General features: G+C 67.1%; 22 protein-coding genes. 15 read left to right on the top strand and 7 right to left on the bottom strand.

Features of this window, described 5'->3' with window-relative positions:
* The first annotated feature begins 2,050 nt into the window (after nucleotides 1-2,050).
* Nucleotides 2,051-3,661, top strand: a complete 1,611-nt coding sequence (groL, locus tag VQ02_RS39105) for a chaperonin GroEL (protein ID WP_280818943.1) — start codon at nucleotides 2,051-2,053, stop codon at nucleotides 3,659-3,661.
* Nucleotides 3,662-3,799: 138 nt separating this feature from the next.
* On the opposite strand, the gene VQ02_RS12650 is transcribed toward groL, so the two are convergent.
* Nucleotides 3,800-4,861 carry a site-specific integrase gene (locus VQ02_RS12650; protein ID WP_048444547.1) on the bottom strand — a complete coding sequence of 354 codons (1,062 nt, stop codon included), beginning with the start codon at nucleotides 4,859-4,861 and terminating at the stop codon, nucleotides 3,800-3,802.
* A 468-nt stretch (nucleotides 4,862-5,329) separates the two neighbouring features.
* On the opposite strand from VQ02_RS12650, the gene VQ02_RS12640 reads away from it, so the two are divergent.
* The 3 genes from VQ02_RS12640 to VQ02_RS12635 all read left to right on the top strand — a co-directional run bounded on the left by VQ02_RS12640 (nucleotide 5,330) and on the right by VQ02_RS12635 (nucleotide 6,321).
* Nucleotides 5,330-5,710 carry a type II toxin-antitoxin system VapC family toxin gene (locus VQ02_RS12640; protein ID WP_245239711.1) on the top strand — a complete coding sequence of 127 codons (381 nt, stop codon included), beginning with the start codon at nucleotides 5,330-5,332 and terminating at the stop codon, nucleotides 5,708-5,710.
* A gap of 4 nt (nucleotides 5,711-5,714) precedes the next feature.
* Nucleotides 5,715-5,855: a hypothetical protein gene (locus tag VQ02_RS37015; RefSeq protein WP_156295498.1), complete on the top strand. Its 141-nt coding sequence runs from the start codon at nucleotides 5,715-5,717 to the stop codon at nucleotides 5,853-5,855.
* Nucleotides 5,856-5,961: 106 nt separating this feature from the next.
* Nucleotides 5,962-6,321, top strand: a complete 360-nt coding sequence (locus tag VQ02_RS12635) for a CrcB family protein (RefSeq protein ID WP_280818942.1) — start codon at nucleotides 5,962-5,964, stop codon at nucleotides 6,319-6,321.
* Nucleotides 6,322-6,426: 105 nt separating this feature from the next.
* Here the strand turns inward: VQ02_RS12635 and arsH are convergent, their stop codons facing one another.
* The gene (arsH, locus tag VQ02_RS12630) at nucleotides 6,427-7,179 is read right to left on the bottom strand and encodes an arsenical resistance protein ArsH (protein WP_048444545.1); all 753 of its coding nucleotides are present in this window, start codon (nucleotides 7,177-7,179) and stop codon (nucleotides 6,427-6,429) included.
* 50 nt (nucleotides 7,180-7,229) lie between these two features.
* On the opposite strand from arsH, the gene VQ02_RS12625 reads away from it, so the two are divergent.
* From VQ02_RS12625 to VQ02_RS12605, 5 genes are read left to right on the top strand one after another with little or no spacing between them, the layout of a single operon-like run.
* The gene (locus VQ02_RS12625) at nucleotides 7,230-7,589 is read left to right on the top strand and encodes an ArsR/SmtB family transcription factor (RefSeq protein ID WP_048444565.1); all 360 of its coding nucleotides are present in this window, start codon (nucleotides 7,230-7,232) and stop codon (nucleotides 7,587-7,589) included.
* Nucleotides 7,582-8,109: an arsenate reductase ArsC gene (locus tag VQ02_RS12620; RefSeq protein WP_048444544.1), complete on the top strand. Its 528-nt coding sequence runs from the start codon at nucleotides 7,582-7,584 to the stop codon at nucleotides 8,107-8,109. Before VQ02_RS12625 ends, VQ02_RS12620 begins: the two co-directional genes overlap by 8 nt.
* Entirely contained in the window at nucleotides 8,109-8,534 is a 426-nt protein-coding gene (arsC, locus tag VQ02_RS12615) for an arsenate reductase (glutaredoxin) (RefSeq protein ID WP_048444543.1), read from the top strand. The genes VQ02_RS12620 and arsC overlap by 1 nt, the downstream gene beginning before the upstream one ends.
* 33 nt (nucleotides 8,535-8,567) lie before the next feature.
* Nucleotides 8,568-9,863, top strand: coding sequence for an arsenic transporter (locus tag VQ02_RS12610; RefSeq protein ID WP_048444542.1), 1,296 nt, complete (start codon nucleotides 8,568-8,570; stop codon nucleotides 9,861-9,863).
* 6 nt (nucleotides 9,864-9,869) lie between these two features.
* On the top strand, nucleotides 9,870-11,033 hold the full coding sequence (locus VQ02_RS12605) for an MFS transporter (protein WP_048444541.1): 1,164 nt from the start codon (nucleotides 9,870-9,872) through the stop codon (nucleotides 11,031-11,033).
* Nucleotides 11,034-11,047: 14 nt separating this feature from the next.
* On the opposite strand, the gene VQ02_RS12600 is transcribed toward VQ02_RS12605, so the two are convergent.
* The gene (locus VQ02_RS12600) at nucleotides 11,048-11,275 is read right to left on the bottom strand and encodes a DUF1289 domain-containing protein (RefSeq protein WP_048444540.1); all 228 of its coding nucleotides are present in this window, start codon (nucleotides 11,273-11,275) and stop codon (nucleotides 11,048-11,050) included.
* Between the two features lie 93 nt (nucleotides 11,276-11,368).
* On the opposite strand from VQ02_RS12600, the gene VQ02_RS12595 reads away from it, so the two are divergent.
* Nucleotides 11,369-11,647, top strand: a complete 279-nt coding sequence (locus tag VQ02_RS12595; protein WP_048444539.1) for a metal/formaldehyde-sensitive transcriptional repressor — start codon at nucleotides 11,369-11,371, stop codon at nucleotides 11,645-11,647.
* Between the two features lie 14 nt (nucleotides 11,648-11,661).
* Nucleotides 11,662-12,777 (top strand): nickel/cobalt efflux transporter, encoded by a 1,116-nt coding sequence (locus tag VQ02_RS12590; protein WP_048444538.1) that lies wholly within the window; start codon nucleotides 11,662-11,664, stop codon nucleotides 12,775-12,777.
* Between the two features lie 65 nt (nucleotides 12,778-12,842).
* Here VQ02_RS12590 and VQ02_RS12585 read toward each other — a convergent pair whose 3' ends face one another.
* From VQ02_RS12585 to VQ02_RS12575, 3 genes are read right to left on the bottom strand one after another with little or no spacing between them, the layout of a single operon-like run.
* On the bottom strand, nucleotides 12,843-13,040 hold the full coding sequence (locus tag VQ02_RS12585; RefSeq protein WP_048444537.1) for a hypothetical protein: 198 nt from the start codon (nucleotides 13,038-13,040) through the stop codon (nucleotides 12,843-12,845).
* Nucleotides 13,041-13,058: 18 nt separating this feature from the next.
* Nucleotides 13,059-13,793, bottom strand: a complete 735-nt coding sequence (locus tag VQ02_RS12580; RefSeq protein ID WP_048444536.1) for a DUF4396 domain-containing protein — start codon at nucleotides 13,791-13,793, stop codon at nucleotides 13,059-13,061.
* A gap of 37 nt (nucleotides 13,794-13,830) precedes the next feature.
* Nucleotides 13,831-14,613 carry a glutaredoxin family protein gene (locus VQ02_RS12575; protein WP_048444535.1) on the bottom strand — a complete coding sequence of 261 codons (783 nt, stop codon included), beginning with the start codon at nucleotides 14,611-14,613 and terminating at the stop codon, nucleotides 13,831-13,833.
* 58 nt (nucleotides 14,614-14,671) lie between these two features.
* Between VQ02_RS12575 and VQ02_RS12570 the strand changes: the two genes are divergently transcribed.
* Nucleotides 14,672-15,109, top strand: coding sequence for a MerR family DNA-binding protein (locus VQ02_RS12570; protein WP_048444534.1), 438 nt, complete (start codon nucleotides 14,672-14,674; stop codon nucleotides 15,107-15,109).
* 206 nt (nucleotides 15,110-15,315) lie between these two features.
* On the opposite strand, the gene VQ02_RS38160 is transcribed toward VQ02_RS12570, so the two are convergent.
* A complete protein-coding gene (locus VQ02_RS38160; protein ID WP_167350733.1) occupies nucleotides 15,316-15,465 on the bottom strand; it encodes a heavy-metal-associated domain-containing protein in 150 nt (49 codons plus the stop codon).
* A 423-nt stretch (nucleotides 15,466-15,888) separates the two neighbouring features.
* Here VQ02_RS38160 and VQ02_RS12565 point away from each other — a divergent pair, with 423 nt between their 5' ends.
* The 3 genes from VQ02_RS12565 to VQ02_RS12550 all read left to right on the top strand — a co-directional run bounded on the left by VQ02_RS12565 (nucleotide 15,889) and on the right by VQ02_RS12550 (nucleotide 18,745).
* Nucleotides 15,889-16,092 carry a heavy-metal-associated domain-containing protein gene (locus VQ02_RS12565; protein WP_053080351.1) on the top strand — a complete coding sequence of 68 codons (204 nt, stop codon included), beginning with the start codon at nucleotides 15,889-15,891 and terminating at the stop codon, nucleotides 16,090-16,092.
* An 830-nt stretch (nucleotides 16,093-16,922) separates the two neighbouring features.
* Nucleotides 16,923-17,384, top strand: a complete 462-nt coding sequence (locus VQ02_RS12555; protein WP_048444532.1) for a hypothetical protein — start codon at nucleotides 16,923-16,925, stop codon at nucleotides 17,382-17,384.
* 71 nt (nucleotides 17,385-17,455) lie between these two features.
* Complete coding sequence (locus tag VQ02_RS12550) at nucleotides 17,456-18,745, top strand: adenylate/guanylate cyclase domain-containing protein (protein ID WP_053080350.1); 1,290 nt, start codon at nucleotides 17,456-17,458, stop codon at nucleotides 18,743-18,745.
* Nucleotides 18,746-19,061: the final 316 nt, after the last annotated feature.

Below are 19,061 nucleotides of genomic sequence, written 5' to 3'. Positions count from 1 at the left end.
TGCGGCGCCGGACGAGAAAGCATGGTCAGGAGACGCCGGGGGAACACTTGTATCGGAGCTTCTCGATGCACTCGCCCCTGAAAAGCTCAGCAGCATGGACCCGCTCGATCCTCTGCAGTCCGCCATCATCTACGATTGGGACACCGGGACACGCGAAGTCGACTTGAAAGAGATCTTTGATCAGGCGGTCGCGCCGCGCTTCGCACTCAGGGCTGCGGCGGCGAAGAACCCGCAGACCCCTTTTTGTCAACGCCTCGGGGTGGCAGAGCTGACGAATCGTTCGCCAATCATCGACCTCCCGCAAGACACCTACCTTCCGGTTGTTGTTAAGACCGATCCGCCTGAGGCGAAGCAGGCTATTGCACTGCTTACCCTTCGATCCCCGGTACCAACGCGACAGCTCGTGCTGCCTGGCCTCGGTAAGCCGATCAATCTGCCAATGCGCTGTTTTGGTCCTACCGGTGCGACCGTGTGGACCTCGTTCCTAACGGAGCCCATGAGCGAGTGGCGCAAGCGTCGGTCACCCGCTCCAACCCAACTCGTTGGTGACACCGTCGAGATCACTTTGGAACTCGAGAGAACGGATCCCCCACCACTCAGCACCGACGAGCCACCGGACGCTTCGTTCACCCCAGTCCCACAAGGCAGTTGGTCCAGCTGCGGCATCACACCCGACGCATTCAATATTCGAGCGAGCGGCACCGGAGGAGCATCGTACTCTCTGCCGGGCCCTGCATATGACTCCCTACTCTCCGGACCGTTTGCCCCGAGCGCGCCGCAGGCGGGTGTTATCTTTGAGAGGCATGAGTTCGGGCCCAACATTCGCCCAGACCCTGCGGTTCCTGATGCCGCCAGCGCTGCACGAAGCCACGCGCTGGACTGGCTTCATGCTTTGCGGTCCACATACGCCGGCAACGGCCTCGAAATCTATCTCTCGCCCATCGGCGACGACTTCGATCGTCCCGCTACGAATTTGCGATTTGTCCTGCCGGAGGGCGGGGCTCGGCGGCTCGGGGGACACTTGGCCGGCACTCCGCTCGTATCGATCGAGCTTATCGGTTTCCCCGAGCGGACGCGAAGGATGTCGCTCACCGACATCGAGGGACACCCGACCGAGTACCTCGAAGCGGGCTTCTATCGCGTGAGGGTGGACCTTCCCTGGGGAGATTGGGCCTGCAGCATCAGCGTGGGACTGTCGGACGGTGTCGCGGAATGCACGTTGCCGAAGCGGATCGGCGTTGAGCCGCTTCGCAACCTGGCTGCCTTCGGCGAGGCGTCCGAGCGCGCGCGGATACGGCAGAGCACGGCGGCGGCGGGAAAATCTTTCAATGTGATCGTCCGGACGGGTAAGCAGCGCTTTGCCATTCTGGGTGGTGGTATCGAACTTATCCTGAACCAGGATGTCAGCGGCTTTCGGATCGAGCCCCAGTCAGACGCGGCAGTGCCTGAGTGGGACGCGGCTTTCTCCACTGGTCGTGCAAGCGCGATCGAAACATCGCGCATTCGCGAACTGCTCGGGGATGGCGCGGCTGAGGCCTTTCGAACGTTGGCGGAGCGAGACCTCATGCTGCTCGCGTGCGCCTACGCGGCGTTCGGGCGGGACGAAGGGGTCCTCACTGTGGAGGCCCTCGACGCGATGCACGGCGCTCTTCGCGACGCTCCCGATGCAAGCCTCCTGAGGTTGGCGACCGGCGCGAGCGCAGGGGCTGATGTCCTCCATCGCTTTGCTGACAGCTCCCTCGTGCCCCTTCTGCGCTGGGGCGTACCCATCATGCAGACACTCTTGCACAAGCATAATTTTGCGGTGCCGGATTGGACGAGGCATCTGACCTTCACCTCCGCCTGGACCACAATTGATGAGGCCGGTATCAAGTCGCTGGAAATCGACGACCGGAAGGCCAACCGACCGCGGGTGTGGACGCAAACCGTCGATCTGGATGAGCGCCCTTCGGCTCCGGTCATCCGCACTCGGCAAACCCGATCGTCGACTTTGGCCGGAATTGCCCTCCGCTCTGGCGCGGCCGTCGCGTACCCCTCGTCCATCGCAGCGTTGGTCCGTGGCGTGGACATCCTGGCCGACGCGGTCAAGGTGACGCTGGGCCCGAAGGGCCGTACCGTTGTGATCGAGAAGAGCTTCAGCGCGCCCCGGATCACCAAGGACGGCGTGACCGTCGCCAAGGAGATCGAGCTCGCCGACAAGTTCGAGAACATGGGCGCCCAGATGGTGCGCGAAGTGGCCTCGAAGACCAACGACATCGCGGGTGACGGCACCACCACCGCGACCGTGCTGGCCCAGGCCATCGTCCGCGAGGGTGCCAAGTACGTCGCCGCCGGCATGAACCCGATGGACCTGAAGCGCGGCATCGACCTCGCCACCCAGGCCGCCGTGAAGGACATCCAGAGCCGCGCCAAGAAGGTGTCGGCCTCGGAGGAGATCGCCCAGGTCGGCACGATCTCGGCCAACGGCGACAAGGACATCGGCGAGATGATCGCCCATGCCATGCAGAAGGTTGGCAACGAGGGCGTGATCACGGTCGAGGAGGCGAAGACCGCCGAGACCGAGCTCGACGTCGTCGAGGGCATGCATTTCGACCGCGGCTATCTCTCCCCGTACTTCATCACGAATGCGGAGAAGATGATCGCCGAGCTCGAGGATCCCTACATCCTCATCCACGAGAAGAAGCTGTCGTCGCTCCAGGCGATGCTGCCGGTGCTCGAGGCCGTGGTGCAGACGGGCAAGCCCCTCGTCATCGTCGCCGAGGACGTCGAGGGCGAGGCGCTCGCCACGCTCGTGGTGAACAAGCTGCGCAGCGGCCTGAAGGTCGCGGCCGTGAAGGCGCCGGGCTTCGGTGACCGCCGCAAGGCCATGCTCGAGGACATCGCGATCCTGACCGCCGGTCAGATGATCGCCGAGGACCTCGGCATCAAGCTCGAGAACGTGACCCTCCCGATGCTCGGCCGCGCCAAGCGCGTCCGCATCGAGAAGGAGAACACCACGATCATCGACGGCGCCGGCGAGAAGGCCGACATCGAGGCCCGCGTTCAGCAGATCAAGGCGCAGATCGAGGAGACCACCTCGGACTACGATCGCGAGAAGCTTCAGGAGCGTCTGGCCAAGCTCGCAGGCGGCGTCGCGGTGATCCGCGTCGGCGGCGCGACCGAGGTCGAGGTCAAGGAGAAGAAGGACCGCGTCGACGACGCCCTCCACGCCACCCGCGCTGCAGTAAAAGAGGGCATCGTCCCAGGCGGTGGCACCGCGCTTCTGCGGGCCAAGAAGGCCGTGGCGGCCCTGTCGAGCGACAACGCCGACGTCCAGGCCGGCATCAAGATCGTGCTGAAGGCCCTTGAGGCCCCGATCCGCCAGATCGCTCAGAACGCGGGCGTGGAGGGCTCGATCGTGGTCGGCAAGATTACCGACAACACGGGCTCCGAGACCTTCGGCTTTAATGCCGAAAGCGGAGAGTACGTCGACATGATCGAGGCCGGCATCATCGACCCGGCCAAGGTCGTGCTCACCGCTTTACAGGACGCGGCCTCGATCGCTGGCATTCTCGTGACAGTAGGAGCGATAATCGTCGGCGAGGTATCTCCGAAGCAGAGCGACAATGGTCACCGGGCGATGGAAGCATCCACCAGGGCGCCAGATGAGATAGTCATGTGAGGCGGATCATTATTTATCCCGCCTTTGTCGAGCTATTCCAATAGTGACTTGATCCATTTAGACAATTATAAGCTATGAACGACGCATGCTTGACAATCAAACGCAATGGCAAGTCGTGCCATCAGCGTTTAGCAAGACTTATGCCCTGTTTTGCAGTGTCGCGAGCTTTCGCGCCGCGCCGCGTTGCGCCCGAAGGCGTTCGCCGTAGCGAGCCGGCATGGCTGGCGTCTTCCATGAGCCAGCCTGCATCACCTCGAGCAGCTCGAACCCGGCCGCGAACATGTCCTGCGTAGCACCGACTCGAGTCGAGTGACCGGAGGGGAGGCGTGGGATTTTCAGCCCGGCCGCCGAGGCCAACGCCCGGTAAATCCTCGCCACGTCCCTGTCACCGAGCGCCCGTGCCCCGACCTTGCCGCTCTTGGTGAGCGGCCGGAACAGTGGTCCGCTCTCCAGCCCGGCCGCGGCGAGCCACGCCTCGACATGAGCCATGGTGTCGGGGGCCAGGTACTTGATGGCGCCTTCGCCCTCCTGGTCGGCTTTCGAGCGCCGTACCAGGACAGTGCCGGAGCCGTCGGCACCGCGCTCCAGATCCTCGATCGACAAGGAGACGAGTTCGGAGCGGCGCAGCAGGGTGTCGTAGGCGACGGCGACGAGGGCGATGTTTCGCAGCGCGATCAGTGGAGCCCCGTGCTCGCCTTCTGACACGCGCCGATGCAGGCGCTCTACTGCCTTCACGGCGATCATGCGGTCGATGCTGGTGCGGTTGAGGGGCTCGGCCTGCTTCTGGCGCCGGCCCTTGGCCCGGTTCATCCGCTTGACCGCCAGCCGGACGATCTCGTCGGCACAGGGGTTGGCTAAGCCGGCGGCCCGGTGCAGCGCAGCGATCGAGGAGCGGTAGCGCTCGACCGTGGCGCGCGACTTCGTCTCGGCCTGTGCGTCGATGAAGGCGGCGATCGTCTCGGGCGTCGCCGGCAGCATCGTCCGGCCGGCCTCCCGGCACCAGGCGGCGAAGATCCGGCTGTCGGCGGCGAAGGCCCGGACGGTGTTGTCGGCGAAGGCACCGTGTGCGGCGCGGGCGTGGCCCTCGAGCCGTTCGATCAGGATCTCGTCGGTCGGCGGCAGGCCAGCGGCGGGCGGGACCGGCAGCGCCAATGCCTCGAGAGGGGATTCAGGGGTCGGGTCGGCGCGGTCGAGGTCCATGAGCCGAGCCTACCCGGTCGGGCCTTAACGATCCACTAATTATGACCGATAATCGTCATTATCGGCCATAATCGGAGCGGTGAATTCGGCTATGACACGGTTGCGCCTTGTTGCGAATATCAAGATTGTGGAGCAACAGACGTTCTCTCCCTACGAGTTATATGAGGCCCTTGGTTATGGTTGAACCCCTACGCCGAACGGTACAGGTTGCGGAGAATGGGAGAATGAACCTCCCTGCGGACATGCGTCGCGGATTAGGCCTGAATGGGGCTGGGCGCGTGATCCTTACACAGGATGAGGATGGCATTCGCATCTCGACGGTCGATCAGGCCTTGAAGCGTATCCGAGCCCTAGCGGCTCCGTTCGCCCAAGGGCGAGAGTCCGTGGTCGACGAGTTCTTAGCGGAGCGTCGCGCCGAAGCCGCGCGGGAGGATGGTGAGGATTCGGATGCCGGACGCAACTGACCCCGTGCTCGATGCCTCGGCGGTGCTGGCCGTCATATTCGGCGAGGCGGGTGCCGATCGGGTGGCGGAGCATCTACCGGGCGCGCGGATCTCCGCGGTGAACGCTGCGGAGGTGATGACCAAGCTCGTCGACCTCGGGATGCCGGAGGATACCGTCGACGCGGTCTTCGCGGGACTGCAGCTCACGGTCGTGCCCTTCGAGATGGCCCATGCACGTGACAGTGCGCGCCTTCGAACACTCACCCGGGCGACCGGTCTGTCGCTGGGCGATCGCGCCTGCCTGGCGGTGGCAGGTCAGCTCGATGCCCCGGCGTTCACGACCGATCGGGCTTGGTCGCGGCTGGACGGCGCCGTCGTCGGCGTCACGATCGAGCTGCTGCGTTGAGGCAATGGCTGGCACCGCCACGCTCCAGGCGATCGCGACGGGGCTCAACGAGCGCCAGCGGGCCAATCTGCTGGCCGCCTACGAAGAGGATCAGGCCCGCGAGGCGACGCATTGCGGGCTGGGCGATCCTCCAGCCTGGCGCTGACGCGCGGACTGAAGATCCGGTAGCGAGGTTTTCCTTACATTTGATAACATGGCAGTTTTCTCTGATATCCGCCGCCACTCAGCGCACACATATCGCAGCCCTGCGGGTGCTGGGGTCAGGAGCGTTTCCCTGCGGCACACTCGGCATCAACGTGCTGGGGTCATTTTTGATGGGCCTCGTTACCGAATACTCTACTCTCAAGTCTGGCCTGCCGATACAGCTCCGACTCTTTCTGACAACTGGCATCCTCGGCGGGTTCACCACCTTCTCGGCGTTCTCGCTGGAAGCTGCGCTGCTGTACGAACGCGGCCAACTGGGCGCGGCGCTGGCTTACGCGGTCGGCTCGGTCGCGTTGACGACCGGCGCGTTGTTCCTCGCCCTCGCCCTGGTGCGGCTGCTGGTGAATGGGGGGCTGCATGACCCCGCTGGGCGTCGCAGGCGGCGAGCGATGCGTCCAGGAAAATAGCTCCCGCGATCGGCGGCGGCGCGGTGATGAGGGGCGTCGGGGCAACGTCAAGCATGGGGCCCCTCCTCGTCGAGGAATATGCCGGGGCATGCGCCCCGGTTAGCGTTAGCGGGGACGCTTTTCAAAGCCGATGTCGGCCGCGACGGCCTTCAAACGGTCCGAGCCACGCTCCTTGCGTTCGCTGTAGCGGTCCACCAAGTAGCCGGCGCGCTCGCGGGTCAGCAGCGTGAACTTCATCAGTTCCTCGCAGACGTCCACCACGCGCTCGTAGAGCGGCCCTGGCCTCATCCGACCGGCGTCGTCAAACTCCTTGTAGGCCATTGGCACGCTGGACTGGTTCGGGATGGTGATCATCCGCATCCAGCGGCCGAGCAGGCGCAGGGAGTTCACGGCGTTGAAGCTCTGCGAGCCGCCGGACACCTGCATGATCGCCAGGGTGCGGCCCTGGGTCGGGCGCACGCTGCCCTCGCTCAACGGCAGCCAATCGATCTGGCTTTTCATCACGCCGGTCAAGTTGCCGTGCCGCTCCGGCGACACCCAGACATGACCCTCGGACCACAGCGAAAGGTTGCGCAACTCCTGCACCTTCGGGTGGTCGGCGGTGGTGTCGTCGGGCAGCGGCAGCCCGTCCGCGTGGAAGATCCGCACCTCGCCGCCCATCGCTTCCAGCAGGCGAGCGGCCTCGTAGGTCAGGAAGCGGCTGAACGAGCGCTCCCGCAGCGAGCCGTAGAGGAGCAGGAAGCGCGGGGCGTGGGTGAACGGCTGGGCCACCTGCAGATGCGCGCGGGTCGGCAGCTCGAAGTGGGCCTCAGACAGGTTCGGCATACCGTCGGTGAAGGGGTGCAGGGGCTTGTCCAAGAGGCGGCCTTCATCTACATTTCAATAATGATTGAGATATTGCATAAATGATGGACCAACGGCAAGCCGTCGCCGCCTTCGCGGCCCTCGGCCAGGAACACCGCCTACGCATCGTGCGGGCGCTCGTCACCGCCGGCCCGGACGGCCTGGCGGCCGGCGTGCTGGCGCAGGAGGTCGGCGTGGCCGGCACCAACTTGTCCTTTCACGTGAAGGAACTGAGCCATGCCGGGCTGATCCAGTCCCGTCGGGAGGGGCGCTCGGTCATCTACACCGCCACCTTCCCGTCGCTGGGCGATCTGATCGCCTTCCTGATGCGCGACTGCTGCCAGGGCCGTCCGGAGGTCTGCGCCCCGGCCGTCGAAGCCCTGGCCGCCTGCCTTTGCACTCCCGGAGACACCGCCCATGCCTGAGCGCGTCTACAACGTGCTGTTTCTCTGCACCGGCAACTCGGCCCGCTCGATCCTGGCGGAAGCTATGCTGAACAAGGACGGGCAGGGGCGCTTCCGGGCCTTTTCTGCCGGCAGCCAGCCCAAGGGCCAGCCGCACCCCCTGGCGCTCGAAGCCCTCCGCGAAACCGACTATCCGACCGAGGGCCTGCGCTCGAAGTCGTGGGACGAGTTCGCCGCGCCGGGTGCCCCGGTGATGGATTTCGTGTTCACGGTCTGTGACAACGCGGCCGGCGAAACCTGCCCGTTCTGGCCCGGCCAGCCGGTCACGGCGCACTGGGGCATCGAGGACCCCGCCGCGATCGAGGGCCTGGACTACGTGAAGGCGGCGGCCTTCCGCCAGGCGCAACGCTACCTCAAGAACCGCATTTCCGCGCTCATCGCCCTGCCGATCGCCAGCCTGGACGAGTTCGCCCTGACCGCCAAGGTGCGCGAGATCGGCCAGCAGGATGGCGCCACGTCGCCCCGGCCGGAGGTCGCGTGATGGACGTGGTGGTCTACCACAACCCGGCCTGCGGCACCTCGCGCAACACGCTGGCGATGATCCGCAACGCCGGCATCGAGCCGCACGTGATCGAGTACCTGCAAACCCCGCCCACGCGGGCACTGCTTGTCGCGCTGCTCGACCGCGCCGGCCTCACAGTGCGCGACGTGCTGCGCGAGAAGGGCACGCCCTACGCCGAGCTGGGCCTTGGCGATCCGGCCTTGACCGACGCCCAGTTGCTCGATGCCATCGAGGCGCACCCGATCCTGCTCAACCGGCCGCTGGTGATCTCGCCCAAGGGCGTGCGCCTGTGCCGGCCGTCCGAAGCCGTGCTGGATCTGCTGCCGGCGCAACAGGGCGAGTTCGTGACGGAAGACGGCGAGCGGGTCGTGGACGAACACGGCCGCCGCATCGCCTCCGCCTGAGCGTCATCCCCAACCAGAACAAGAAACGTCCCCATGCTCGCGCTTGCCATCTTCCTCGTCACCCTCGTCTTCGTCATCTGGCAGCCCAAGGGCCTCGGGATCGGGTGGAGCGCCCTGGCCGGCGCCGCCGTGGCGCTCGCCACCGGTGTGATCCACCCCGGCGACATTCCGGTGGTCTGGCATATCGTCTGGGACGCCACGTTCACCTTCGTGGCGCTGATCATCATCTCCCTGCTGCTCGACGAGGCCGGGTTCTTCCATTGGGCGGCGCTGCACATTGCCCGCTGGGGCGGTGGGCGGGGCCGGCTGCTCTTTCCGCTGGTGATCCTGCTCGGCGCGGCCATCGCGGCGGTGTTCGCCAACGATGGCGCCGCGCTGCTGCTGACCCCGATCGTGCTGGCGATCCTGCTCCGCCTCGAGTTCAAGCCGGCGGCAGCGCTGGCGTTCATCGTCGCCTGCGGGTTCGTGGCGGACAGCACAAGCCTGCCGCTGGTAATCTCCAACCTGGTCAACATCGTCTCGGCCAACTTCTTTGACGTGACGTTCGGACGGTACGCGGCGGTCATGGTTCCGGTGAACCTGGTGTCGCTGGCGGCGACGCTGGTGGTGCTCGGGCTGTATTTCCGGTGGGTGATCCCGGCAGCGTACCCGGTGGCGGAACTCGCACCGCCCCGGCAGGCGATCCGTGATCCGCTGGTGTTCCGGACGGCGTTTCCGCTGCTCGGCGTGCTGCTCGCCGCCTACTTCATCACCGCGCCGTTCGGGGTGCCGGTGTCGGTGGTGACCTGTGCCGGCGCGGCGGTGCTCCTGCTGGTCGCCAACCGGGGCCGTGTCATTCCGATCCGCAAGGTGCTGGCCGGCGCCCCCTGGCAGATCGTGCTGTTCAGCCTCGGCATGTACCTGGTGGTCTACGGCCTGCGGAACGCCGGCCTGACCGACGAGCTCGCCAAGGGCCTGGTCTGGCTGGGCGGACAGGGGCCGTGGGTCGCCACGGTCGGCACCGGCTTTGCCGCTGCCATCCTGTCGTCGGTGATGAACAACATGCCGTCCGTGCTGATCGGGGCGCTCTCGATCCAGCAGGCCCCGGACCTGTCGCCGCTGATCCGCGAGCTGATGATCTACGCCAACGTGATCGGCTGCGACCTCGGGCCGAAGTTCACGCCGATCGGCAGCCTGGCGACCCTGCTCTGGCTGCACGTGCTCGCCAGCAAGGGCCAGAAAATCACCTGGGGCCAGTACATGAAGGTTGGCCTGGTCATCACCCCGCCCGTGCTGCTGGTCACGCTGCTGGCCCTGGCGGCCTGGCTGCCGCTCGTCGGCACCCGGTAGCCGCCGATGCCTCCGGCCCGGCGCTGGCCGGTGATCTCCGCCCTGGGCGTGGTCGAAATCCTCGCCTGGGGGTCATCATTCTACCTGCCGGCGGTGCTCGCCGGCCCGGTCGCAGAAACGACGGGCTGGCCGCTGGCCGGGGTGGTCGGCGGCCTGACCCTCGGGCTGCTGGTTGCCGCCGCCGCCGCACCACATGTCGGGGTGGCGATCCACCGCCACGGCGGCCGGCCGGTCCTGACGCTCGCCGCGCTGCTGCTGACGGCGGGCCTCGTCACCCTGGCCGTGGCGCCGGCCTTGCCGGTCTATCTGGCCGGCTGGCTGCTGCTCGGCCTCGGCATGGCGTGCGGCCTGTACGACCCGGCCTTTGCAACCCTTGGCCGGCTCTACGGCGCCGAGGCGCGACCGGCGATCACGACCCTGACCCTGTGGGGTGGGTTCGCCAGCACCGTGTGCTGGCCGCTCTCGGCGTTCCTGGTCGCGCAGGTCGGCTGGCGGGGGGCGTGCCTGGCCTATGCCGGCCTGCACCTGCTGGTCACGCTGCCGCTGGTGCTGCTGCTGATCCCGAAAGCTCCGGCCCTGCCGGTGACGGCGGAGCCCCACCAGGCGACGACCGGCCCACTGACGAGACAGGAGCGGCGGGCGTTCCTGCTGTTCGCCGGTGTGCTCGTGCTCGGCGGCGCGATCATGGCGCTGGTGTCGGTCCACCTGATCACGCTCCTCCAGACGCGCGGCGTGGCGCTCGCCTCGGCGGTCTCCTACGGGGCGCTGATCGGCCCGGCGCAGGTCGGGGCGCGGATGGTGGAGATGGCGTTCAAGGGCCGGCATCATCCGCTGTGGACCCTGACGGCGGCTCTGATCCTGGTGGCCCTCGGCCTGGTGCTGCTCGCTCTTGGCCTGCCCGGTGTCGGGGTCTGGCTGGTGCTCTACGGCGGCGGCAACGGGATCTATTCGATTGCGCGGGGCACGGTGCCCTTGGCGCTGTTCGGCCCCGTCCGCTACCCGGTCGTGGTCGGCCGCCTGGCCAGGCCGGGACTGATTGCTCAAGCCCTCGCGCCGCCGGCCGGCGCGTTCGTGCTGACTCATGCCGGTCCGGATGCGCTGTGGCATCTGCTGCTCGCCCTGGCCCTCATCAATGTCGGGCTGGTCGGGGTGCTCTGGCGGGCGCGGTAGCCACCATTCGCAGCTCACGAGGCATGAGCGGAGCGTCGCGCCTTCTCGGCCGGCGCCTCGACCGGCTGCTGTTTGCTCAACTGTTCCATCCGGCGCGGCAGCTCGCGCAGGAGAGCGGTACGCCGGTAGGGCGTCAGCTTCCGCCACGCCTTGATCTCCGGCACGGTCCGGCCGCAACCCAAGCACCAGCCGGTCTTCCCGTCCCATGCGCACACCCCGATGCAGGGGTCCTCCTTCTTCATGCTAGGGGCCTCCGTGCCCCGATCACGCAATTTGTGCTCGACAACGCATAGGGTAGCCCCCTATGTATCACCCTACAAGCGAAAGCTGACCCGATGGCCCACACGATCAAGGAAAAGACCAAGCTGCTGGCGCGGGTGCGCCGGATCAAGGGACAGGCGCAGGCGGTCGAGCGCGCCCTGGAGGCGGAGATCGGCTGCGCCGATGTGCTGATGCTGGTCGCCTCGATGCGCGGGGCCATCAACGGGCTGACCGCCGAGTTGATGGAAGATCACATCCGCCACCACGTCGTGAACCCGGACAACGAACCGGATGCCGACCGCGCCAAGGGTGCGGCCGAGCTGATCGAGGTGGTGAAAACCTACCTCAAGTAACGAAAGCTCATGCCATGACCCCTTTGACCGACCTGCTGCAGCAGGGGACGGCGCACGCCTGGCTGTTCGTGCCGACCGCGATCCTGCTCGGTGCGCTGCACGGCCTTGAACCCGGCCACTCCAAGACGATGATGGCAGCGTTCATCATCGCGGTGCGCGGCACGGTCATGCAGGCAGTGCTCCTGGGGCTGGCAGCCACCCTCTCGCATACGGCGGTAGTGTGGGCGATTGCCCTGGGCGGGCAGTACTTCTGCCAGCAATACGCTGGGGAGGCGTCGGAGCCATACTTTCAGCTCGCCTCTGCGATGCTGATCGTCGGCATCGCTCTCTGGATGGTGTGGCGGACGTGGCGCGAGCAGCACCATAACCACCACCATCACCACGACGCGGCGCACCACGTCACCACCCGCAGTGGCCTGCTGACGCTGGAGATCTTCGAGGACGGCGTACCGCCGCACTGGCGCGTGCGCAGCGAGCGCGGCCCGCTGCCGGAAGCCGTGGCGCTGAGCGTCGAAACCCAGCGCTCGGACGGCGCCCGGCAGGTGTTCGGGTTCGTGCGCAACGGCGAGTTTCTCGAAAGCCTCGAGAAAATCCCGGAACCGCACGCGTTCACGGCGCGGCTGCACCTCGATGCCCCGGCCGGTGCGGAGGTCCACGAGGTCGCGTTTGAGGAACACGACCACGATCACATGAACCTGGGCGACGAGGACGATGCTCACGCCCGCGCCCATGCCGACGACATTCGGCGGCGCTTCGCCGGTCGCACCGTCACCACGGGACAGATCGTCATGTTCGGCCTGACCGGCGGCCTGATCCCGTGCCCAGCCGCGATCACGGTGCTGCTGCTGTGCATCCAGCTCAAGCAGTTCAGCCTCGGGTTCGCACTGGTCGTGTGTTTCAGCATCGGCTTGGCGCTGACGATGGTGTCGGCCGGGGTGCTGGCCGCCCTGAGCGTCAAGCACGTCGCCTCTCGTTGGACGGGGTTCAGCACCTTCGCTCGGCAGGCGCCCTATGCCTCGGCCGTCTTGATCGTATTGGTCGGCCTCTACACCGGCTGGCTCGGCTGGCAGGGCATCCAGCACGGCCCAGCGGCGCACGCGGCTGAGGCCGCTGCCGTGCGGAATTCTTGAGTTGTAGCAGGGATTAGCCAAAGCAGACCGGGCCACGTAACCCGGTCTGATCGGCGGGCGGGTGCTCAGCCGCGCTTGCTCATGTTGCTGGCCATGCCGTCACAGCAGCCGCCGCCTTTCTTGCCCGTCATGCCGGCGTGGGTCATCGCCATGCCGCCCTTGCCGCACATCATCGCGCCTTTGCCGCCGCAGCAGATCATCGCCAGGGCGGGCGTGGCGGCCAGCATCAGCAGCGTGGCGTTCGTCACAACAGGCGTCTTCATCGGGATCTCCGGATCAGCTCACATCCGCTCTTTGATGCCGACGCTGACCAGCCACCAGTTGACCGGGTAGCTGGTCAGAAACCCGGCCACCATGGCGAGCTGCATGGCGAACCAGAACTCGACCGAGTTGACCGGCGCCGGCCGGCCCGCGAGGTACGGGTAGAGGTAGAACTGCACGAAGGCCATGAAGCCGTACATGCCGACCTGCCAGGCGATCAGCGAGGCGGTGTCGGCTTTGACCGCGGCGATCAGACCCTCCCTGGGGGACAGGCCGCGCATCGGCACGATGGCGTAGTACTGGAACACAATCCCGAGCACGTAGGCGAACACGAAATCGAGCACCCAGACCGCGTACATCTTTTCCGCAAACAGCGAGTGCCAACCGAACCAGACCGCCACCCCGGGGACCAGGAACGCCAGCAACTCGGCGGCAACATCGCCAAGCATGCAGCCGCTGCCGCAGTGGAGGGCGCCCTTGCCGACCATCACCGGGAAGGGGGTCTGGGTCATGTTGGGCGGCTTCTCGCCGTGCGCCTTGGCGTGGTGGTGCGCCGCCATGGTCGCCAGCCGCCCGTAGCGGAAGTATGCCCAGACGGTCGCCACCGTGCCGAACAGCGCACTGACCGGCCAGACGATGTTCATCACCGTCATGTGTTGCGGCTGCCGGATTACCTGGACCGACAGCAGCAGCGAACAGGCGCCGCCGAGCAGCAGGGCGAGGATCGCGAGGGCATGGAACCAAGCCGGGAACATGGACAGTAGCCTTTCGTGGACCTGCAGAGATGGCGGCTTACATGCCCGCCATCGCCGGCATGCCGCCGGTGAGGCTCACGGCCAGCATCCACAGCGCCATGGCGACCATCATCACGTTCTCGGTCAGAGAGACGAAGCCGAGCGGGACGTTGCTGCTACCACCGACGCAGGCGCACTTCAGCTCGCGCCGGTCGAGGTAGACCGCCTTGAACACCGACACTGCGCCGACCGTGCCGATGAACAGCGCCACTGGAATGCTGAGCCAGTTCAGCGCGCCAGCAATCATGAGTACGCCTGCCAGGCCCTCGGCGAAGGGGTAGATGTAGGAGTAGGGCACCCATCGCTTCGCCAGCAGGTCGTAGTTGAGGAACATGGTCGCGAAGCTCTCGACGCTCTGGAGCTTGAGCAGCGCCAGCACGGCCATGCTGAAGGCGATGAACCACTCCCCGGCGCGCACGGTGAACGGCGTGCCGTAGACCGCGTAGCTGGCGGCGAGCGCCATCAGCGCCGTCATGCTGAACAGCGCGATGACGGGGGTGTAGGTGGTGGCCTTGGGGTTGGCGATCGACTTGCCGAAGTAGCGGCGCAGGTCGTCGTAGCCGCCAATCCGCTGGCCGTCGATGAAGGTCTGCGGGGTCGTCTTGACGCCGTGCTCGGCCTTGAACGCGTCGGTCGCCTCCCGCGAGGTCAGCCACTTGTCCTCGACGGTGAAGCCTTGGCGGCGCAGCAGATCCTTGGCTTTCAGGCCGTAGGGGCAGGTGTGCGCCTCCATGACCATGCGATACAGCGTGGCCTGACGGGGTTGGGTGGAGGAAGTCATTGCAGCATCTTTCGGATTTGAGTTGTTGACGTGTTGCGTCTGATATAAGGTCCGTACCATGGTACAGGGTCAAGCAGTGCTCGAAATCACGATTGCAGGGCTGGCCCGCGCCGGCGGCGTGGGTGTTGAAACCGTGCGCTACTACCAGCGGCGCGGACTGCTGCAGACGCCAGCACGTCCCGGGCCTGCGGGCTACGGCGGCGGTATCCGCCACTATGGGGCGGACGACCTGCGCCAGTTGCGGTTCATCCGGTCCGCGCAGGTGGCTGGGTTCACCCTAGAGCAGATCGCCGAGCTGATCGCGCTTGATGCCACCGACGACCGCCCCCGCGCCCAGACGCTGGCCCAAGAGCGGATCAAAGCCCTCGATGCCAAGATCGCCGAGCTGCAGGCAGCCCGGCGATTGTTGGCGCGCTTGGCGGAGACCTGCCGCGCCGGCAGCGCCGGCCCGTGCCCGATCCTCTCGGCCTTTGAGCACCAGGCCGCCGAGCCCTAAGCCGCAGCGAGGTGCGATCCCATCTCGACAGCGACCAAAGGGAGCGCGAGGGCGAGTGCGACCAGAACGTCGCGGCGCAGGCCAGCCGCCTCGCCCTCGCGTGCCAAATCGGTGTCTCGGCCTTGCCTAATTCCTCGTGCCTCGTAGCCCGTCTCATCCACGGCCTCCAGGAGGTCCGCCTCCGTGACCGCGCTCGCCAGGTGACGCTACTTCACGCGTCCCGTGGTTAGGTTCACGGCGGCGCCAGTCACCCCGCCGACGCGGGCAAGCGCCCGCTCGACGCGCGAGACGCCGGGCGCGCAGATCATGTCGGCGACGGCGACCTCGGTCCAGGCCTCCGGCACGGAGTAGCCCACCTCCTCGATGGCTCGGAGGGTAGTCGGTGCTTCGGGGGGCTGGAGAAGCGCACGTGGGCGCGTGCGTTCGCCAGGTTGACCGTCCGTCGGCGACGCCGGGAAGCCGTTCGAGCGCGGCCTCGACCCGCCCGACGCAGGATGCGCAGCTCATTCCTTCGACGGTCAGGCTGAGTTGCTGCCCCAGGCCGCATGCCGTCTGGAAGTTTAGACGACGTCTTGGCCCATGACCCGTGCCCTCCTCTGTCTCGGCTCCCACAGATAGATGGGGGTTCCAACGATGGGAAGGTCAGAGGGACCCGGCGATGCTGGGCACATGGACGACGGGACCGGGCCAGTGCCTGCCAAGGGAGCGGCTACCTCCCTTGACCTTCCCATCATTGGAAGGTTCATACAGGGCGGGAACGCGCGAGAAGGAAGACAGTGATGTTGCATTTCCACGTGTCCAACATGAGCTGCGGCGGCTGCGCCAAAAGCGTCACGCGCGCCGTCCAGGTACTCGACGGCAACGCGAAGATCGACATCGACCTGACGAGCCGGGAGATCACCGTCCGCGGCGCGGTCGACGCACCGAGAGTGGTGGCGGCGCTCAAGCGGGCGGGGTACGAGGCCCGGATGCTGGGGGCCTGACGCACGCGCCCGAGGGGTCCATTGGCAGGGAATGCCGAGACCGCTGCGGCCCGTGGCTTGCGTTGTGCTGCCTGGCCGTGAGACATTTCGTGCAGGCGTATTTCGAAGTGGACGAACCTTGCTTTCGTTGAGGACCCTCCTGTTCGCGGTGGCTGCGACGTTCCTGGCCGCCTTCCCGGCTGGTTTCTGGCGCGTATCCGCGCCAGTCGGGTTGACCGCATCCCAGGCAGAGAGCGGCTTCCAGTACGTGCGTGGCGGAACGGCCCACCTCCACGACATGGCCGTACACTACGAGAACGTCCGGGCGTCCGTCACGGCCGAGCCCGAGGACGACGCCTGTATGCATCACGCGTCCGGCGGCAGGAGCTATGCCTCTAACTGTTGCGGCTTCGCCTGCCACGCCTTAGAGCCGGCGCTCCCGCCCGGGCTTATGGCATATCCCAGCCGCACATCCGATTGCTGCGTCGTGGACGACGAGCAAGTCGACGGCTGCACCCCTTTGCGCATCGAGCGCCCACCCAGGGCGGCCTGAACCTGAACGGGTCCACTTCCCTCCAGGTCGATGGTTCGCATTCTTGCCCGCAGGCAAGGCCGTGTCCCGTACCTGACCTCCTTCGGCCGTCTTCCTGACGCTGAACGGCGCCGCGACGGGAGCAGCCTCTCCATCGCGGCGGGCGACGTAGCGGCATGGCGGGACCACCGACCGCCGCTCATTCGCGTTTCCGAAAAGGACTGTCCGGCGCCGCGCTCCGCCTGCCTTTGTGGCGAGGCTCGCGTCGGTTGATCGTGCCGAGGTGCCGACCAGGCCAACGCACCAGGATTGACTTGCGATGATCACGAACTTGTTCCGGGCATTTGCCGCGACGGGGGCGTCTGCCCTGATGGCCAGCACCGCCCTGTCGCACGACGAGGGCGCCACAGCGGGCGAGATCCACATCGAGGGGATCGCCGCCACGCCGGCGAGATCTGGCGAAACGAGCCGAGTCACGTTCACCATCGAGAACGACGGGCCTGATCGGGCCGTGCTGTTGGGACTGCTCCTCACCACGGGCGAACCATCGCAGGTGCGCGGGTTCCTGGGCGTGAGCCATAGCGCCGCGGTTGCCGGCGTGGGCGTCGAAGCTGGCGACGTCTACCGGCTGGGCGACCGCACGGCGTGGATTGATGTCGGACCCCTCCGGCATGATCTGCTGGAGGGCGCGAGGGTCTCGGCCGTCGTCCGGTTCGACCGCTTCGACGTGCCGGTCACGTTGCATGTGGACGGCTCACCCGCCGCCCGGAAGTCCCGGTGAGCGGAATGCCCTCACCTCCGGCATCATCGGCCGACCCCGCCGGGCTGTTCTGGGCGGAACTGCCTGCCCGAATGGAGCAGGACTTCGAGCGGCGGGCGCTAGCTCCGCGGCTCGGTGTCGTCCTCATCCTCCTGCTGGGTGCCCTCGCCGACTACGGCCACGGCAACCGCGCGGGCCACTGGGTCGTGCTCGGGGCCTACGGCGTCGTCACGCTGCTGGCGGCTGCCGGCGCCCGGGCGCGGTCCGACCGCGTCCGCGCCTGGCTCCCGCTCGCGGCCACGTGCGCCGATGCGGCCATCGCGGTCTACGTCGTCGCCGACCACGTGCCGCGGTATGCCGGCGAGGCCCATCTCGCGACCGACTCGGTCAGCCTCCTGCCGGCGTACTTGTTCCTGCTGCAGACCGGCATGCGTCTCCGGCCTCGGCTCGCCGCGCTCTTCGCGGTGCTCGTTGCCGTCGGGTGGGCGGCCGCGCTGGCCCTGCTCATGGACCCCGCGCGTCTCGGGCCGGACGGCACCCGCGTCCTGGTCCGCCAGGGCATGGGCCTTGCCGCGTTCGCGGTCGCGTCGGGCTTCGTCGTGGCAACAGCCGCGTGGATGCGTGCGTCGGCCGCAGCGGTGTTGCGCGCCGGGGAGGAACGGCTGATGCTGTCCAGGTTCCTGCCGGACGGCGTAGCCACGGAGGTCGTCCGCACGGGCGGCACGGCCTCCGTGGCCGAGCGCCATGCGACCCTGCTCGGCGTCGATCTTCGGGGCTCCTCGGCGCTCGCCAGGACGTATCCGCCTGCGCTCTCGGTCGCTTGGCTGCTGGACTTCCGGCGCCTCGTCCACGACGCGGTGACGACCCATGGCGGCGTAGTCGACAAGTACGTCGGCGACGGAGTGCTGGCGCTGTTCCTAGACGGCGACGCCGGCGAACAGGCCGCACGGGCCGTGGCGGCCGCGGAGGCGACGCTCGCGACCCTGGCAGCGTTGAACCGCGAGCGGCACAGGACTGGGTGCCCGACGCTGCGGGTCATCGCCACCCTGCACTGCGGCCCGGTCCTGGCCGGCGTGTTCGACGATGGCCGGCGTGCCGAGTTCACAGTGCTCGGGACGGTCATGAACGACCTGTCGCGGATCGAGCGACGTGCCAAGGAGGACGACCTGGACATGGTCGTCAGCGCGGACGTCCTGCGTCAGCTCGGTGCTGAGGCGCCCGCACGGCTGGGGGCCCGCCCGTTGCCGGCCTCGGTAGAGCCGACGCTGCCGCGCCTTTTCGCACTCTGCCCCGGCGCAACCGGACAGGCGCCAAAGGATGTCGGGCGCGGCCCCCTGTCGGCTTCACCCACCATGCTCACCAACTCGGTGGATACGCCGTGAACCCCACCCTGCCGTCCGGGACGGCCATTCCCTCCTCCCGCGACAACGGCACGCATGACCTTGTCGGCGTCGACCGGGGAACGTCGCCGCACCCGCGGGAAACGCGGCGAGCTTCCGTCCGCTCATCGCGAGCGGCTTGCGGCTTTCACGGCCATGGTAAGCCACGGACATGCAGGAACTTGCCCTGGACGCGCGGGGATGACGCATCGGGATCAAACGATCAGGTAGACTGCCACAGCCGTGAGAACGAGGGTCAGAGCACACTTCCAGAATGGAAAGCGGCTCGACGCCGCTACCTCCGTCTCAGTGTCGTACC

Origin of the sequence: Methylobacterium variabile (assembly GCF_001043975.1) — a bacterium.
Lineage (GTDB): Bacteria > Pseudomonadota > Alphaproteobacteria > Rhizobiales > Beijerinckiaceae > Methylobacterium > Methylobacterium variabile.
The sequence above is the reverse complement of the archived record's forward strand: the minus strand, read 5'-3'. Positions and strand labels throughout refer to the sequence as shown.

Coding starts and splice junctions, on each gene's coding strand:
- VQ02_RS12550 (WP_053080350.1), top strand. CDS start 17,456: ATGGAGCAGGACTTCGAGCGGCGGGCGCTAGCTCCGCGGCTCGGTGTC.
- VQ02_RS12610 (WP_048444542.1), top strand. CDS start 8,568: ATGCTCGCGCTTGCCATCTTCCTCGTCACCCTCGTCTTCGTCATCTGG.
- VQ02_RS12605 (WP_048444541.1), top strand. CDS start 9,870: ATGCCTCCGGCCCGGCGCTGGCCGGTGATCTCCGCCCTGGGCGTGGTC.
- VQ02_RS12620 (WP_048444544.1), top strand. CDS start 7,582: ATGCCTGAGCGCGTCTACAACGTGCTGTTTCTCTGCACCGGCAACTCG.
- VQ02_RS12650 (WP_048444547.1), bottom strand. CDS start 4,861: ATGGACCTCGACCGCGCCGACCCGACCCCTGAATCCCCTCTCGAGGCA.
- VQ02_RS12590 (WP_048444538.1), top strand. CDS start 11,662: ATGACCCCTTTGACCGACCTGCTGCAGCAGGGGACGGCGCACGCCTGG.
- VQ02_RS12625 (WP_048444565.1), top strand. CDS start 7,230: ATGGACCAACGGCAAGCCGTCGCCGCCTTCGCGGCCCTCGGCCAGGAA.
- VQ02_RS37015 (WP_156295498.1), top strand. CDS start 5,715: ATGGCTGGCACCGCCACGCTCCAGGCGATCGCGACGGGGCTCAACGAG.
- VQ02_RS12580 (WP_048444536.1), bottom strand. CDS start 13,793: ATGTTCCCGGCTTGGTTCCATGCCCTCGCGATCCTCGCCCTGCTGCTC.
- VQ02_RS12570 (WP_048444534.1), top strand. CDS start 14,672: ATGGTACAGGGTCAAGCAGTGCTCGAAATCACGATTGCAGGGCTGGCC.
- VQ02_RS12565 (WP_053080351.1), top strand. CDS start 15,889: ATGTTGCATTTCCACGTGTCCAACATGAGCTGCGGCGGCTGCGCCAAA.
- VQ02_RS12555 (WP_048444532.1), top strand. CDS start 16,923: ATGATCACGAACTTGTTCCGGGCATTTGCCGCGACGGGGGCGTCTGCC.
- VQ02_RS12585 (WP_048444537.1), bottom strand. CDS start 13,040: ATGAAGACGCCTGTTGTGACGAACGCCACGCTGCTGATGCTGGCCGCC.
- arsC (WP_048444543.1), top strand. CDS start 8,109: ATGGACGTGGTGGTCTACCACAACCCGGCCTGCGGCACCTCGCGCAAC.
- VQ02_RS12600 (WP_048444540.1), bottom strand. CDS start 11,275: ATGAAGAAGGAGGACCCCTGCATCGGGGTGTGCGCATGGGACGGGAAG.
- VQ02_RS12595 (WP_048444539.1), top strand. CDS start 11,369: ATGGCCCACACGATCAAGGAAAAGACCAAGCTGCTGGCGCGGGTGCGC.
- VQ02_RS12575 (WP_048444535.1), bottom strand. CDS start 14,613: ATGACTTCCTCCACCCAACCCCGTCAGGCCACGCTGTATCGCATGGTC.